Raw genomic sequence first — 16,296 nt, 5'->3', positions numbered from 1 at the left:
GCAATGACCGTTCCCACGGCCTGTCTGTCCGCTGTTTAAAGAATAAAGAGTAGATGTCTTTGTTGCTATGCGTTAGGGATCGTCGCACTATGTGGCGAGACTCGCGTAGCGAGGCTCGATGAGCCGAAGGCGAGCAGAGCCAGCCCCCGTAGGGGGAACGCCCATAAGTTTTCTTATATTATGCGGTGCGATGTCTAGTTTGTTGAAAATTGTGTTGGGACTCTCCCTCGCCTTGTTGGCTGGCTGCACGATGCGGCCACCGTCGTCAGGGGCGTTCATGTCGGCCTACCATAACCGCGACAGTATGGGCGGTTTTTTCTTCGATGCCTCGTTGACGGTGCATACGGCGTCTACGTCCGATTCGGCGATACAGGCGCCGGAAAACGAGCATAGCACCAGTGTGTGGGAAGAGATCGTTGAAACGGAATGGCCGTTCGATTTTGGCATGTCGCTCATTCGTTTCATAGATCATTTTGGATTTGGTTTTGGACTTCAGCTATCTAATCCTTACATGACTCTTGGGACCGCCTTTGAGCATTTCGGCATCATGGGGTGGACGGACTGGAGGCTTATTGGTGTCTGTGATGGTAAGCCCGAATGGTTTCGGGGCGGCATAAGCGTAATGGAACAGATTTCGCCGACTCCCGCCTTGCTTGTTGGATTGTTCCAGTTTGCCTCCCGGAGCGAGGCTCTCTATACTGCAGGTGGTGGCGATCATTGGGTGCCTTATAAGGAAGATGACTCAAGCCCGATTAGTTGTTGGGAAGACGATACGGACTGCTATTGGAAAAAAGAGAAGTCGGACTTTGGCGAACCCTATTATTACGGTTTTATCGAATATGGTGGTGGCACTTATGTGACGTATAAGGTGAACAATTTTTGGGGGTTGGGACTAGAGTTCAGGTACAGCTACGATGTAACCTACAAGGCGAACCGCTTTGCGTTTACCTTCAATGCTTTTATGGGGTAAAATTTGCTATATTTAACTGCGGAAATTTTTAAAAAGGATAGATAATGTCGCTTAAAATCATTTCTCGTGGTGTGCTAGCCGTTGCCCTCGCTGCCGGCTTTGCTTCTGCCCAGTTGATGAACTCTAAGAGCTTGGATGTAATCCGCGTCGAAAAGACGGGTATTTCTGCCGGTAAAATTGACAGCTTGGCACAGATGCTCGCTGCCCAGCAGTTCCGCGGCAAGAAGGTGAACGAAGAAACCATGACCCAGGTTCGCTATGCGGTCATCGACAACCTCGTCGGCCAGGAACTCGTGAAGCTCGAATGCAAGAAGCAGGGCATCAAGGTCTCCAAGACCAAGGTGGACAGCCTCACCGCCATCTTCAAGAAGCAGTTCCCGAGCGAAGACGCCTTCCAGAAGGAACTCAAGAAGTCCAACACGACGATGGCACAGTTCAAGGAAAAGATCGAAGACCAGCTCAAGAGCGAACAGCTTCTCGAGAAGAAGGTGCCGTATCCGAAGGACCCGACCGAAAAGCAGAAGGAAGCCTTCTGGGAACTCAACAAGTCCAAGGCCCAGATCAACGACACCATCAGCGGTGCCCGCATCTACATGAGCACGAAGGGCAAGTCCAAGCAGGAAATCGAGGACGCCAAGGAAGTGCTGAAGGGCCTTGCCGCGCAGGTGCGTAGCAAGAAGGCCACGTTCGCCCAGCTCGCCGCCGTCTACAGCGACGACGCCGATGCCAAGAAGACCGGCGGCGTGATGAACAAGTTTATCGCTAAGAGCAAGGGCGACGCCTTCGTGAAGGCCGTGAACAAGATCAAGGTGGGCGAGATGACCGACGTTATCGTCGAAAAGGACGGCGTCTCCATCTTCATGCTGACCGAAAAGAACGACGGCAAGTACGAAAGCTACAAGCACCAGATCGACTACATTTTGCGCGTGCAGGCCGAACAGGAACGCCAGATGCAGCTCAAGGCCTACCTGGATGGCCTCGGAAAGGTCTACAAGGTGCAGTACCTCGACAAGAAGTACACTCCGCCTGAGGCTATCGGAGCAAGCAAGTAATGGCTTTCCAGACAACTCACACCGGGCTTATCGAACTGCGTAGCCGTATCGACAAGCTCTGGGGGTATCTTTGACTTAGAGGCAAAGACCGAAGAGCTTTACGTACTGGAAAAGGACTCCAGCGACCCGAACCTGTGGAATGACCAGGAGAAGGCGCAGTCCATGATGAAGAAAATCGGCAACCTCCGCGGCCTCATCGAGACGTGGAAAGAAGTCTCGCAGTCCTGCGACGACCTGGCCGAACTCTACGAGATGTCCAAGGATGAAAACTCGGCTGAACTGACCGCCTCCATCGAGGCGGATATTGCCGCATTGAAGGCCAGAGTTGAGGAGATGGAATTCAAGAAGATGCTGAACGGGCCTGACGACGCCTGCGCATGCCTCATGTCCATCCACCCGGGTGCGGGCGGCACGGAATCCCAGGACTGGGCGCTGATGCTGTTCCGCATGTACACGCACTTCTTTGAACGCGAGAACATGGAATTCAAGGTGGTGGACTTCCAGGAAGCGGAAGACGCCGGCCTCAAGAGCGCTACCATCGAGGTGACCTGCGAGAATGCCTACGGGCTGCTCCGCTCCGAAATAGGCGTGCACCGCCTGGTGCGTATCAGTCCGTTCGACGCGAACGCACGCCGCCACACGAGCTTTACCGCCGTGTACCTGTACCCCGAACACGAAGACGTGGAATTCGATTTGGACATGGCTGATGTGCGCGTGGACACCTACCGCAGTAGCGGTGCCGGTGGCCAGTACATCAACAAGACGGACTCCGCCGTGCGCATGACGCACTTGCCCACGGGAATCATGGCGAGCTGCCAGACGGAACGTAGCCAGATCCAGAACCGCGAGACCTGTTACAAGATGCTCAAGACGATGGTCGCCGAGCACTACCGCTTGGAAGAAGAAGCAAAGCGCGACGCCCGCATGGCCGAGAAGAAGAAGGTCGAGTGGGGTAGCCAGATCCGCAGCTACGTGCTGCAGCCCTACCAGCTGGTGAAGGACTTGCGCACCGGTGTCGAGACTTCCGACACGGCGGGCGTGCTCGACGGCAAGATCAAGCCGTTCATCAACGCCTACCTGCTGAGCACGAGCGAAGCACAGAAGTAGTCCGCGCTTGCCAGGATGGCGAATCCCGTCGCCTCAAAAAGAATGCCCCGGTTTTGGCCGGGGCTTTTCATTTTACGTAATTCCGAGCTTTATTTTTTCCAGACGCCGATCAAGCTCTTGTTCTTGCGTGTGGCAAGCCAGAACGTGGGCCATATCAGGATGATGTCGCGGATGAGGCTTGTCCAGGCTTCGGCCTTGTCCTGAGCGCCTTCGAGTTCGAAGCAGCCGCAGGTGATGCCGAGGTCGTTCCACAGCGCCCAGGCGAGCGCGATGATGAAGCTCACGAACATCCAGAAGATGGCGAAAGCCGATTCCTTCACGAACGGCGAGAGGATCATGGCAAGCCCGAACCAGAGTTCGAACTGCGGGTACACCAGCGCGAAGAAGTTGTTGACGAAGTCAAGGTGCAGCGCCGAGAAGAACTGGTACTGTGCCACGAGAGTCGCGAACTGGTGCGGGTCCTGGATCTTGAAAATCGAGGCGAAGATGAACATGCCGCCGATGCCGATGCGGCAAAGCGTCTCGAGCGCGCGGATGGCGAAATCCTTCTGGAGCTTGTAGGCGGGGATTATCAGGAGTCCGCAAAGGGCGCAGGCGCCGATACCCACGTGGATGTTGTAGCGGTAGGCCTTGGGCCACATGTCAATGAGCCAGTCCTGGTCGGTGAACGTGAGGAGGCTTTCGGGGAAACTGATTTCGGCGACGCCCACGGTGACAAAGAACGAGGCGACGAGGAGGATAACGCCCGCGGCGACGGAGCGCTTGATATTCTGTTTTTCAAAGCATTCGACCATGGTGCCCCCTACAAGATGTCCGCCGGTTTTTCCATCACGTCTTGCGAGCCGATCCATTCGACGGACTTGCCTTCGCCTACGCGGATGTTGTTGATAATGGCGAGGATGATGCAGAACAGGGCGATGCCGAGCAGGACGGGCCAGTTCAGCGTCTTGAGGTATGCGATAAATTGTTTCGGGAGCTGTTCAATTTTTTCTTTCATAAGATTGAATATACAAAAAGTTGTCGGGCATCAGTTCCTGAACGTCCATACGATTCCGTAGGAGAACCGCAGGCCTTCGGGGGTGTAGCCGGATGCCGGCATGAAGATGCTGTGGTTGAAGTTCTCGATGCGGTGATAGAGTTCGAAGGAAAGAATCTGCATTCTCGCTTCGAAATCCATAGCGAGGTAATGCTTCAGGTGCTCCAGTTCCGGGAGCCCTTCTTCGTTGATGGTGCAGTCGTAGCGGTCGTCGAACCACTGCCAGTCTACGCGGACGCTTACGCCCAGGCGGTCCTTCACGAAGCGGTTCTGCCAGTGGATGCTGCCCTTGTAGTAGAGTTCCGGTGTGTCGAGAAGTCCGGGGCTACGGTCGAGTCTTTCGCCGCGTTCGAGGTAGAATTTCCAGTTGCCTAGGCGGAATCCCAGCTGGAAAAGCCAGTCCAGCGTTTCGACGTTGCTGATGTTGGTCCACTGGTATGCGCTTTCGAGCGTTTCCATGCCGTGTCCCTTGACCCAGCGCTGTTTGATCAGGTCGTCGACTTCTTCTTTGCGGATGCCGAGCCCGTAGTAGACTTCGCGCGAGAACCATCCGATATTGGCCGTAGTGCGGTCGCGGACTTCTGTCTTGAGATCCTTGTTCGGGAAAGAAAGTCGCCCGGTCTCGGTGAATTTCTGCTGGTAGACGTCGGGGAACTTGCTGTCGTGGCGGTAGGTACCGTTGAGACGCAGGTGGAACGGCAGGAGCAGGGTGAGGTCGGCGGAATAGGCGGGAGCGTATTCCTGCTCGTCCAGGACGGAGCTGTTTCTCTGCATGCCCATTTGGGTGCGGAAAAGGACGATGCCGAGCGTGTCGGCCAGCTGCAGGTATCCGACTTCACGGTCTTGCAGGTATTTCTTGGTCTTTTCGTCCTTTTTCCCGTAGTTTAGCGTGTAGTCTGTATTCAGGAATTCGTATTCGAGGCGGAAAGTCGGGTTGAACAGTGTCGCATAGCTTACGAATCCGTCGCCGAGAACCGTCTCGTAGCTGTAGACGTGCGTGGTGTCGTAATAGAGCGTGTCGATATATTCCGTCCCGAGCGTATCGGTGTGGGTTTCGGTACCGCGGATGATGCCGCCGACAGAATCCAGCTCGATGTCGTGCGTACCGTAATGGATGCTTGTCCCGATGGTGAACTTCTTGACGGGGTACAGCTCGATTCCCGCACCGTAGGTGACGGCCTCGACGTCGATGGAGTAGGGCGATCTCTGGAAGGTGCGCTTGGAGTAGTCGATGGAATCCAGAATGACCTTGTGGTTCGTGTTGTCCGCGTTTTCAAGGCTCAGGAAATTGATCTTGGCGAAAGCCTTGCCGAGCCCGAATCGCCACGTGAGCATGGGCTGGATATGCATGGAGTTCACGGCGATGTTCCTGCCCGCGAACGGGATGCTCGAAGAGTCGCGGCCCAGGGCGAAATACGGCGAATGCGTCACGTTCTGGTACTGGTAATCCTTGCTCTCCTTGTTGGAACGACTCTGCACGCCGAAATCGAGCATCACGGAGTCGGTGACGAGCCTGCGGAAGTCGAGCCTGAGCGCGTTGCCGTCGAATGTGGAACGTTCCCAGTCCAGGTCGGTGATGGGAGTGTCGAGCGGGATGCCGTGGCGTTCTTCGAAGAGGATGCCGTTGTCGCCGTTCAGGTTCAGCCGGGTGGCGTCGTAGCCGAGACGCGTGGTATAGAGGCCCGAAAGCATGCTCGGGTAGCGGCGCGAGACGCTGCCGATGCCCATGGCGAACGGGTCGAGGTCGGGGTTGCCGAGGATGGAGGTGCCGAGCACCCATTCCGATTTCTGTCCCGAGACGTCGTAGGTGCGCTGCATGAGCTCGCGGTGCGGGAGCGCCCAGCGGCCGGCATCGTTTTCTCGGACGGCGGGGTCGATTCCCGAGGGGGCGTCCCAGGCGCTGTCCTGTGCGCTGGGAATCTTGTATTGCGGCGGCATGGCCGGCTGGGCCTGTGCTGCTACGGCCAGCATGACGGCGGCGAGGGCGATGGCTTTTAGACTGCGGATAATCATGCCTAGAACCATTCGGCGCGAGACTTTTCGCGGCGTTCCCTGAGTGCCTGGACGACTGTGTAGGGCATTTTCATGCAGTTGGGCGTGTAGGCGCTGCCTTCGGTATGGAAATCCGAACCGCCGGTGCCGACCAGGCCAAAACGCTGGGCCATGTCCTTGTATTTTCTGCCGATAGCGCCTTTCTGCGCCGGGCTGTAGACTTCCATTCCCTGGATGCCCCATTCCACCATGCTTTCGATGAACTCGTCGCTGAGCCCGGACTTGTAGGGATGGGCGAGTACGGCGATGCCGCCGGCGTTCTCTATAAGGCGGATGGTCTGCTGGGGGTTGAGGCCTTTCTTCTCGACAAAGGCGATGCAGCCGTCACCGAGGTACTTGGTAAAGGCCTCGGCGAAGTTGCCGATGTATTCCTCGTCCACGAGCGTCATCGCGATGTGCGGACGCCCGATAACCTTTCCCTTGCAGTAGGAATGGACTTTTTCGTAGGTAATGTCAATGCCGAGATTGTTCAGTTTCTTGATAATCGCCTTGACTCGGGCGATTCTCTGCTTGGCGAAGTCCTCGAGCTCCATGTTGAGGGCGAGGTTGGTCGGATCGCAGAAATACCCGAGAATATGGATGTCCTTGCCCTGCCATACGGCCGAAATTTCGATGCCGGGAATGATTTCGAGTCCGATATCCTTGGCAGGCTGTTCGGCAATCTTGAAACTGTCCAGGTTGTCGTGGTCGGTAATGGATATGCAGCGCAGCCCCTTGCGCTTGCATAGCGTGAGGAGTTCCTCTACGGATAGCGTACCGTCGGAGAGGCGGGTGTGCATGTGCAGGTCTGCGTAGCCGCCACTCTGGGTAATTATGGTGGAACCCTTGTACACTGCTAGAATCCGTAATATTGCATGATGAGCTTGGCGGGAGAAGAATTCTCGGGGCGGAGGCTCAGGTTGAGGAACGGAAATTCAGTTTCGCAGTTGAAGCCGATACGGCAAGATGCGCCGCATTTCTTGGCGAGATAGAGCCTGGGCAAGAAGGGCTCGTCCAGGTAGATGCAAACTGTCGGTGCGAATTCGAGAATTTTCTGTTCCATTTCGTTGAATACGGGTTCCCCGAAGCGGCATTCCGAGTCGCTGTAGTACACGGCACGGGCTCTCTTGGCCGAAATAAGCGTATGCAGGCTTTCGTGGGCGCAGATAAGGACGTCCTGAAACCAGGCCTGCGGCATGGAGTGCATGAACGTGGAGGCGTTCTCGACATCGCGGGGGAGGAAGACCATGGTCCTTGGATGGTCTTTGAGCACTGCCGGAAAATTGAATACGCCGGAGTATTCTCCCGCTTGGTCCAGGAACCAGCGGGTCAGCTTTTGATGGCTGGCGAAACGCTTGAAAAAGTACTTGAACTGGTCGGCAAAATACGGTGACGGTTTCAATTTAACTCCGGGTACATTTTATCTAAAAATATATAAATTTGTGGCCTATGCCGAAGACGAAATTTTATGCGATTAAGGGTCCGAACGGGAATTGTGTTGTGACGAGCTGGCCAGAATGCGACGAAAAGGTTCGCGGTGTCAAGGGAGTGCTCTACAAGTCATTCGGAACGCGCGAAGAGGCCGAAAATTGGCTGAATGGAGTCGAACCCTTCGTCAATCCCGGCATACGCATTTATGTTGACGGTTCCTTTACTCCGCAATACCCCAAGGCGGGCTGGTCCTTCGTGGTGACCGAGAACGACAAGGAACTGGCCCGTGGCTACGGCGTGACCGCATTCGATGCCGAAAGCCGCAATATCGACGGCGAGGTGATGGCGAGTTTCCAGGCGATGAAGTGGCTAGAGGCGAACGACAGCACCGGTACCATCTGCCACGACTACGAGGGCATTGCCCGCTGGGCTCGCGGTGAATGGAAGGCCAAGAGCAGCATCGCGCAGCAGTACGTACGCGCTTGCCAGCCGTACCTCAAGCGGGTGACGTTCGAAAAAGTCGCCGCGCATACCGGAGTCAAGTGGAACGAGCTTGCCGACGAACTCGCGAAGGGCGCCATCGAGAAGGCGCGCTCGGAAGAAAAATCCAAAAAAGACTAGCCGCTAGAGCGACTCGTGCTTGCTCATGCAGTGCAGGCTGCCGCCTTCTTCGATGACGGTGCGGCAGTCGATGCCGATGACCTTGCGCTTCGGGTAGATTTTTTCGAAGTATTTCTGTGCGACCTTGTCGTTTGGACTCTTGTATTTCGGGAAGATGAGCCCGCCGTTCACGTAGATGTAGTTCATGTAGCTGGCCGGGAGAATCTGCCCGTCGGGAAGCTTGCGCTGCGGCGGCAGGGGCAACGTGTCAACGGTGGCTTTCTTGCCGTAATGGGCGCGCAGGAATGTCTCGATAAGGAACCTGCATTTGGCGAGGTTTTCGGCGTTCTTGCCGCGTCCGCTTTCGTCCCAGCACATGACCACGCGGTCTTTGGCCACAAAACGAGCGACGTTGTCTATATGACCATCGGTGTGGTCGCCGTGGAGTCCGGCGGGGAGCACCAGCAGGGATTTGAGGCCAAAGGCCTCGCAAAGAGCCTTGATGACCTTGCTCAGGTCCTTGGGCTCGTTGCGGTGACTGCCTACGAGGCAGTCGAGCGTGGTCATGCCGAGACCGTCCCCGTTGACTTCGATGGCGCCACCCTCGAAAATGTAGGGGACGCTCTTGACAAGCTTGTATTCAAAAATATCGGCGATGCGTGCCGGGATGGCGTTGTCGTTTTTCCATGGCGGGAACTTGGCGCCCCAGGCGTTGAATTCGGTCTGGGCGATGACGGTCTTTTTGCCTTTTTTCAAGAAGAACGGACCGTAGTCGCGAATCCAGATATCGTCGGTACGGATATTGAAGAACGATGCGGGGAAGGGGCGATCGGCCATGGCGCACTTTTCTTCGTAGGTGAGGAATTTCTTGTTCGGCACAAGGACGTTCACGGGCTGGAACTCGCTGATGGTGCGGATAAGGTTCACGTAGAACCAGCGGATTTTTTCGCCGCGTTCGCCGTACCAGTTCTGTTTGTTGTGCGGGAAGGCGAGCCAGGTGGCCGCCTGGTTTTCCCATTCTGCCGGGTACATGATAGGAGTTGTGCTCATACATGCCTAATTTAGAAAAATGTTATATTTGGCCAACCATTCACACCAAAAAAGGAATTGATTTTGAAGAACTTTGCTCTTATCCTCTTGATGCTTTCGGTGACCTTCGCCATGGCTACCGAGCGATACAAAGATAGACTCTTCCCGGTATCCGTTAAAAAGGACGTGGCGTATGCGAAAAATGTCCCGCATTTGAGCTCTTACCACAAGATTACCGAAGGATTGCTCATTTACAAGTTGATTTCGGATGATGCGACTGTCGCCTATTTCTACACGGATGAAAAGACGACCACGAACAAGGACCTGCTACTGGATCTCTACACCCCGAAGGGCGATACCGAAAAGAATCGACCGGCAGTGATTGTTGCCCACGGCGGTGCCATGGTGGCCGGCGCCAGGAACGACTACGCCCAGCATACCGTGAACTACTGCGACTCGCTGGCCGCCCGCGGTTACGTGACGGCCTCGGTGGAATACCGTCTGGGTGTTTCGCTTACCGAAAAGAATTACCAGCTTCATATCGACAGCGTGGACTTTGCCCGTGCGGTCTACCGCGGCGTGCAGGATATCCGCGCTGCAGTCCGCTATATGCGCGCCAACGCGTCTTCCCTGGGAATCGACCCGAACAGGATTTATCTCGTCGGCAACAGCGCCGGCGCTATTCTGAGTCTTGAAAACGTCTATGCGCCCATGTACCGCGATTTCCCGGAATACATCCACAAGAGCACCCCGAACCTGGGCGGTCTCGACGATTACGGTGAACAGGCTTCGTACTCTACGGCGAACGGCGTTGCCGCTCTCTGGGGTGCCGTACATGACCCGTCCCTTATCGGCAGCTCTCCGGTTCCGGTGCTCCTGATTCACGGTACTGCCGACGAAACGGTCTATTTCAAGGCTGGCCGCCCCTTGAGCGATGTCGCGGGGACGCTCGAGAATATCATTCCTTCGACGATGGCCGCAACGGCAGCCTCGTATACGCTCGATCTCCATGCTCCGACGCTTTTCGGGAGCTACGTCATCGATTCCGTCTTGACCAAGAAGGGAATTTCCCACGAGACGTATTTTGTCGAGGGTGTCGGCCACGAATTTTATGATGAAGACGCCTATACGGCCAAGGTCCAGGAAAAGGTTTTCAATTTCCTCTATTCCATGACCCAGTCTACCACGGGCATAAAGACGGTTGTCGCCTCGCGTCCGTCGCTTGTCCGCATGGGCGAAAAGAACATGAATTTCACCGTTTCTGGCTCCAAGACCCTGCGTTACAGGGTGGTGGACCTGCGTGGACGCGCCGTATTCAGCGGAAATGTGTCCCCGGAAGAAGTTGTCGATTTGAGTTCTCTTGAAAAAGGCGTATATGTGCTGCAGGTGTCGGGCGAAAAGCCGCTCCGCTTCAGTATTGTTTACTAGTTTTTCTTTAAAGATTGCTCGTTAAAGGGGGGCGCTGTATGAAACGCTATTTTTCCCTTCTGTTCGTCATGGCTTTGGGGGTTGCATTCAGTGTTCTGGGTGCATGTGGTTCCGATGATTCGTCGTCTTTCTACGGGAGCGACGATACGGTCATCGAAGATGGTGTTCCCGGCAGGTCTTCGGGAAACGACGGTGATTCCGACGGGAATTCTTCTGGTGGCAAGTCCAGCAGTTCGTCGTACGATCGGCTGAGCTCGGTAGAAAAGATCAAGCCTTCCGCTGCGGACAGTAACGGGACATATGTCGATTCCCGCGACAAGCAGGCGTACGGGACGCTCCGTCAGGGGCCCTACATCTGGATGACCCGCAACATGAGCAACTCCACATACGGTCTGTTCAGTACCTGCTACGATTCCGATTCGAAAAATTGCGATGCTTACGGACGGCTCTACGTAAGCGGGGCCGATGCCGCCTGTCCCGGCAAGTTCCGCTTGCCGACGCGTACAGAATGGAAAGAAGGCAAGAATTCTTTTTCTTTGGGACTGCAGTACGGCGGAACCTGTAAAAAGTTTGATTCCCTGGAATGTAGCGGTCTGGATTCCGAAGGATACTACCAGGTCAAGGACGGAAGCGTATTCGCCATTTACGGCAAGGAAACAAGCCTGTTCAAGAACAGTGCGGATTACAATTTCTACTCGGTACGCTGTATTGCCTTTACGCATATCGTCCACAAGAAGAGCGACTTGCCCGAGTGCGATTCCACATTGCTCAACGTGCCGAGCGACTTTTACGTGACGAGCCTCGATTCGGGCTATACCTGCAACTATTCCGGCTGGACCATCAGGTATAGCAGCGACAGGAGAAAATGCCAGAACGTCGTCGACACGACAGCGCTGCATGCCATGGGCGATTCGATGTATGTGTGTCGCAACAGCCAATGGCAGATGGCCTCACTCGAGGATGTCGGGGAAAAATGTGATTCGTCTTGCCTGGACCGCATTGTTGAATTCAACGGGGCCAAGTATTTCTGTACGGATTCCGGATGGAAGACGCTGACTTATCCCTCGTCGGAGCTTGGACTTTGCAGGAAGTCCAACTATTCAAGAATTGACCTGACGGACAAGGGCGATAAATTCTATTGCGATTCCACCGGATGGACCTTGCTCAAATATCCGGAAACCGAAATCGGGCTCTGTGTCGATTCTGTCCGGACAAAGATGGCATTGACAGACAAGGGCGACAAGTATTATTGCGATTCGACCGGATGGAAGTTGCTCAAATATCCGGAAACCGAAATCGGACTCTGTGTCGATTCTGTCCGGACAAAGATGGCATTGACAGACAAGGGCGACAAGTATTATTGTGATTCCACCAAATGGACGTTGATGACTTATCCGTCAACGGAACTCGGTTTCTGCGTCGATTCTGTTCTTTCGAAAGTCGCTACGACAAGCAAGAAAGAAACGTATGTCTGTAAATCGTCCGGATGGAGCAAGGCGACGATTACGGATGTCGCTGGAGCTTGTGACAGCACCAAGTACGGGAAAGTCGTGACATTCAATGCGTCTGAATACGCCTGCCGTACGACGAACAGCTGGACCACGTTCTCCGATTTGGAAAAGAGAATAGGTCTTTGTACGTATGACAAACAGGGAACTTACGCGTTCGATACGACAAAAAAGGAAATCTACAAGTGCGATAGCCTTAAATGGAAGTACACGAGTACGTCGACTTACATGAATTCCGTACCCTGTAACGACGATAATAGATATGATACGTTAAAAGTTTTAAATACGACGTATAAATGCATGGTGTCCGGTTGGACGACTTTGTTGTCGTTCGAGCTTAAGACAGGGATCTGCAAGGAAAGCCGCCTGGACGAAATTGTAACTCTCGATACAAACCATTATGCCTGTAAATTCGGGGGTACAGACTACTTGTGGGTGCAGTTGAAATCGTGGGAATATGATTTCGGCGTTTGTCCTTCCAATAATACCGAGAGGATTACGAAACAGGCTCCCAATGGGGATTACTACTATTGTAACAGAGGACTCTGGAACAGGGCGACGCTAGAATATTTTATTGGAACATGCCGTAAGAATTCGGCGGTTGTCAAGGATACGGTATTCAACGGCGTTGAATATATTTGCGATTCATCGCAGGTCGGCAATAAAAACGAATGGCATAGGATGACTGCGGCCGACAGTGCAGGAGGTTTCTGCAATAGGGCCTTGGTGGGTAAGATGATGGCATTTGACGATACCGTCTATGCATGTGTTTCAATCGATGTGTTTGATGATACTTCGTTTACTCAGGCTGAAATGAATGCGGATATTTTTACATCGGAAAAGAAATGGGTGATTGCTTCGGATTCCATTGCCAAGATTTTCCGTTATAATGAAATCAAGAATGCGTTGGGAAAATGCACGTCGGCACGACTCAATGAAACATACAAGAATGACTACTTGGAAGTAGTATGTTCGTCAGACGGTTTGTGGCATGGCAAGACGACGACATTTACGGATTCCCGTGATGGTCAGGTCTACAAGCAGACGACTATCGGTACGCAGACCTGGATGGCGGAAAACCTCCGGTATAATTTGGGCTCCGATCAAACTTGGTGCCCGAACAAGGAAGAATCCAAATGTAGTACGTATGGGCGTCTTTACCGGTGGCATTCGGCAATGGGACTCTCGGCTAAAGCCGATTCAGCCATTGTCTTGAACAAGGATTCCATTCAGCAAGGGATATGCCCGACAGGTTGGCGTCTGCCGGTACCGAGCGACTGGAAAACCCTTGCCGAATATATCATGCAGAGAATGCCTAGATTGGATACCACTTATTCCGGAAGGTATCATCCCGAGGCTCCTTTCTTGCTGTCGACAAATGATTTGTTCGGGTTCAATAACAAGCAGGGTGGTTATGTCCTGTACTTCTATAGGAACGGCATAGACCCTGATGTCGACATGTATCCGGATGCGGAAGTGTATTGGACTGCGCTTGAATACTCTTACATGAATGAAGAAACAGGATTGGCTTCGGCATATATTATCGATATGGAATCTCGTCGCAATTTCTATGACATCTATTATCGTAAGACTTACGGGCTCTATGTCCGTTGCATAAAGAAGTAGGTGACGGGTATCTCTTTTCGCATTTTTGTATATTGGTAATATATGAAGTTTGTAGACAACCTGCGCGAAAAACCCGCGGTAAAAAAGATTGAGAAGCTTGCGCCCGCCATTGCATTCTTGGGCGGCTTCGGTTGGGATTCCATTACTCTCGGCCAGATGGTCGAGAGCAGCGATCTCGTGTTCCTGGTGGCGTACTATACGGGCGCCCTGATTCTCGTCATTTTGCTTTCGGCCCGCCTGGAACACCCCGAGGGGTGGACCAAGGACCGCATCAGGGCCGTTGCCGCTGCACAGGCCCGACCTGTCGCTCCGCAGGCGAAGCCCGCCACCGCAACGGCAAAGGCTCCTTCTGCAACTATCGTGGCTAAAAAGGTCGCTCCGCAACCTGCAACCGCTCCGGCAAAAGGCAATACGTTCGGCGCCATGGCCAACAGGTTTGTGACGGAGCAAGCGAAGGTTGTTCAGAATCAGGCAAAGGAAGCTGCCGAAAAGGCGGCAGAAAAGGCAAGGGAGGCTGCTGGCAAGGCTAGCGCCGCCGCAGAACGCTTTGCCAAGAACATGGGTTACGAATCGACTGCCATTCCTGCGAATGCCATTATCGTTGAACATCATTTCCTCGATAGGGAATGGAGCCCCGTATGGCGCCAACGCTTTAGCTGGGCGGTGCAGTTCTGTTTCGGTAGCCTTTTCAGTGCTCTCGTGGTGTGCTATTTCAAGAGCAGCGGTTCGCTGGCTTCGTTCATTTTGGTCATCCTTCTTGCGATCCTCCTTGTCGGTAATGAATTCCTGCAGAAAAAGTACGAAAGCTTTGGCGTGAGCCTCGCCTTCTTGAGCCTGCTCGGGACGATGTTCATGAACTTTACGTTACCGCACCTCGTTCACCGCATTGGCTTTATCTGGTTCTTCCTGAGTACGCTCTTGTCGCTTGCCGTTTGCGTACTTCTCTGGAAGATTTCGCGCCGCAGCAAGAAGGTGCTGATCGCCCCGATCGGCATCAGCGTCTGTCTGGTGGTTGCCTATCTGATGAACTGGGTGCCGCCCGTGCCGCTAGTCCTCAAGCAGCAGCTGGTGTGCCAGAATTTCGACAAGACGGATTACAGTTGCGATGTCGACGCCCCGAGCATTTTGCAAACGATCGGACTCCAGATGCCCAGCATCCACCGTATCCCGGGCGAAGATGTCTATGTGCTTGCTTCCGTCTATGCGCCTGCTTCGCTTAAGGCGGAAATCGAATACCGCTGGCATTACATGATCCCGAACACGGCGAAGTATACGCTTACCGATAAGATTTCGTCGGGCCGTATGGTCATCAACGGTGGTCGCGAAGATGGTTTCCGTAGCTTCAGCCGCAAGAAGAACATCCCTGCGGGTAAGTACCGCGTAGAAGTCGCCTTCAAGGACGGTGCCGTGATCGGTTCGCAAACGTTCGAGGTTATCGACGAGGCCCGTGACAGCACGGGTTATGTCCGCAAGCAGCTTCAGTAGCTTCGGGTGAGTAGTGTCCAAGGCTCCTAGTGACATGTATTTCGAGAGCATTGTCCGTCCGGAACAGGAAGGTCGGTGCTTGCTTGATGTCCTCTGCAAAAGGTTCACCTACCATAGTCGCGAAGAATGGATAGATCGGCTAGGGCGGGGACTTGTGTCCATTAACGGGGAAGTTGCGGATACGGATACGGTAGCGCACAAGAACGACAAGGTGCTTTACCATGTCGAGAACTATACCGAACCCGATGTCCCGACGGATTTCTCGATTGTGTTCGAAGACGAGGAATTCCTGGTCGTCGCCAAGCCTGCCGGCACTCCGGTTCACCATACGGGGCGTATATTCTATAATACTTTTGCGGCAATCGTGAGACGTGCCACCGACTGCGAGACAGCGACTCCGATGCACCGCCTCGACCGCGATACGGGCGGACTCATGCTTTTTGCGAAATACGCCGAGACGGCGGCGCGGTTCCAGAAGAATCTGGACAGGATCCTGCTCCGCAAGTTTTATTTGGCGGTGGTGGAGGGCGTTTTCCCCGAAGGGGAGACGCGTTGCGATTTGCCTTTGCGTGAAGATCCGGACGATAGGCTTCGCCTGCGCATGCACCACCTGGAAGATGGCAAGGAATGCCATACCGTTTTCCGCAAGTTGGGGAGCCTAGAACGCGACGGGCACACGTATTCCCTGCTGGAGGCGGAACTGATTACCGGACGCAAGCACCAGATACGCGCCCACCTGGCAGAACTCGGATTCCCTATCGTGGGCGACCGCCTTTACAGCCACGACGGCATTTACTACGAGAAAATGGCTCGTGGCGGCGGGCTCGATGAAAACGACTACCGCGTCCTAGGAGCCCGTTACCAGATGCTTTATGCCTACAGGGCCGAAATTGCCTTGCCTTACTGGAAAGAGCCGCGGACATTCCGTAGTATGGATTTCCCCGAAGAAATGAAGTCGCTTGTAGATGGATTCGGCCTGCATGTCTGAATGTA

14 protein-coding genes are annotated in these 16,296 nt (G+C 54.2%); 8 read left to right on the top strand and 6 right to left on the bottom strand.

Going from position 1 to position 16,296, the window contains the following annotated elements; translation table 11 throughout:
* Positions 1–190: 190 nt before the first annotated feature.
* The 3 genes from B3M32_RS11105 (at position 191) to prfB (ending at position 3,129) form a co-directional block, all read left to right on the top strand.
* Positions 191–970, top strand: a complete 780-nt coding sequence (locus B3M32_RS11105) for a hypothetical protein (RefSeq protein WP_290746826.1) — start codon at positions 191–193, stop codon at positions 968–970.
* A gap of 44 nt (positions 971–1,014) precedes the next feature.
* Positions 1,015–2,022, top strand: coding sequence for a peptidylprolyl isomerase (locus tag B3M32_RS11100; protein ID WP_290746823.1), 1,008 nt, complete (start codon positions 1,015–1,017; stop codon positions 2,020–2,022).
* Positions 2,022–3,129 (top strand): peptide chain release factor 2 gene (gene prfB / locus B3M32_RS11095; protein WP_290746820.1). Its coding sequence is split into 2 segments (ribosomal slippage): positions 2,022–2,093 and positions 2,095–3,129, totalling 1,107 coding nucleotides; the frame shifts between segments, so codons are not numbered across the junction. Before B3M32_RS11100 ends, prfB begins: the two co-directional genes overlap by 1 nt.
* A gap of 89 nt (positions 3,130–3,218) precedes the next feature.
* Here the strand turns inward: prfB and B3M32_RS11090 are convergent.
* From B3M32_RS11090 to B3M32_RS11070, 5 genes are read right to left on the bottom strand one after another with little or no spacing between them, the layout of a single operon-like run.
* Positions 3,219–3,923 carry a MauE/DoxX family redox-associated membrane protein gene (locus B3M32_RS11090; RefSeq protein WP_290746817.1) on the bottom strand — a complete coding sequence of 235 codons (705 nt, stop codon included), beginning with the start codon at positions 3,921–3,923 and terminating at the stop codon, positions 3,219–3,221.
* Between the two features lie 8 nt (positions 3,924–3,931).
* The gene (locus tag B3M32_RS11085; protein WP_290746814.1) at positions 3,932–4,126 is read right to left on the bottom strand and encodes a hypothetical protein; all 195 of its coding nucleotides are present in this window, start codon (positions 4,124–4,126) and stop codon (positions 3,932–3,934) included.
* Between the two features lie 30 nt (positions 4,127–4,156).
* Positions 4,157–6,178 carry a hypothetical protein gene (locus B3M32_RS11080; protein WP_290746811.1) on the bottom strand — a complete coding sequence of 674 codons (2,022 nt, stop codon included), beginning with the start codon at positions 6,176–6,178 and terminating at the stop codon, positions 4,157–4,159.
* 2 nt (positions 6,179–6,180) lie between these two features.
* Complete coding sequence (locus tag B3M32_RS11075) at positions 6,181–7,050, bottom strand: PHP domain-containing protein (RefSeq protein ID WP_290746808.1); 870 nt, start codon at positions 7,048–7,050, stop codon at positions 6,181–6,183.
* A gap of 2 nt (positions 7,051–7,052) precedes the next feature.
* A complete protein-coding gene (locus tag B3M32_RS11070; protein WP_290746805.1) occupies positions 7,053–7,598 on the bottom strand; it encodes a hypothetical protein in 546 nt (181 codons plus the stop codon).
* A gap of 47 nt (positions 7,599–7,645) precedes the next feature.
* Between B3M32_RS11070 and B3M32_RS11065 the strand changes: the two genes are divergently transcribed.
* Positions 7,646–8,248 (top strand): ribonuclease H family protein, encoded by a 603-nt coding sequence (locus B3M32_RS11065; protein WP_290746802.1) that lies wholly within the window; start codon positions 7,646–7,648, stop codon positions 8,246–8,248.
* Positions 8,249–8,251: 3 nt separating this feature from the next.
* Here B3M32_RS11065 and B3M32_RS11060 read toward each other — a convergent pair whose 3' ends face one another.
* The gene (locus tag B3M32_RS11060) at positions 8,252–9,277 is read right to left on the bottom strand and encodes an agmatine deiminase family protein (RefSeq protein ID WP_290746799.1); all 1,026 of its coding nucleotides are present in this window, start codon (positions 9,275–9,277) and stop codon (positions 8,252–8,254) included.
* A 63-nt stretch (positions 9,278–9,340) separates the two neighbouring features.
* On the opposite strand from B3M32_RS11060, the gene B3M32_RS11055 reads away from it, so the two are divergent.
* From B3M32_RS11055 to B3M32_RS11040, 4 genes are read left to right on the top strand one after another with little or no spacing between them, the layout of a single operon-like run.
* Entirely contained in the window at positions 9,341–10,684 is a 1,344-nt protein-coding gene (locus B3M32_RS11055) for a carboxylesterase family protein (RefSeq protein ID WP_290746796.1), read from the top strand.
* A 38-nt stretch (positions 10,685–10,722) separates the two neighbouring features.
* Positions 10,723–13,818 (top strand): FISUMP domain-containing protein, encoded by a 3,096-nt coding sequence (locus B3M32_RS11050; RefSeq protein WP_290746792.1) that lies wholly within the window; start codon positions 10,723–10,725, stop codon positions 13,816–13,818.
* Between the two features lie 42 nt (positions 13,819–13,860).
* On the top strand, positions 13,861–15,303 hold the full coding sequence (locus B3M32_RS11045) for a DUF2914 domain-containing protein (RefSeq protein WP_290746789.1): 1,443 nt from the start codon (positions 13,861–13,863) through the stop codon (positions 15,301–15,303).
* A gap of 13 nt (positions 15,304–15,316) precedes the next feature.
* A complete protein-coding gene (locus B3M32_RS11040) occupies positions 15,317–16,291 on the top strand; it encodes an RluA family pseudouridine synthase (RefSeq protein ID WP_290746786.1) in 975 nt (324 codons plus the stop codon).
* Positions 16,292–16,296: the final 5 nt, after the last annotated feature.

The organism is Fibrobacter sp. UBA4309, assembly GCF_002395745.1.
In the GTDB taxonomy this organism is placed as follows: Bacteria; Fibrobacterota; Fibrobacteria; order Fibrobacterales; family Fibrobacteraceae; genus Fibrobacter.
Note: the sequence above shows the minus strand (reverse complement) of the source record. Positions and strands in the feature narration are given on the sequence as shown.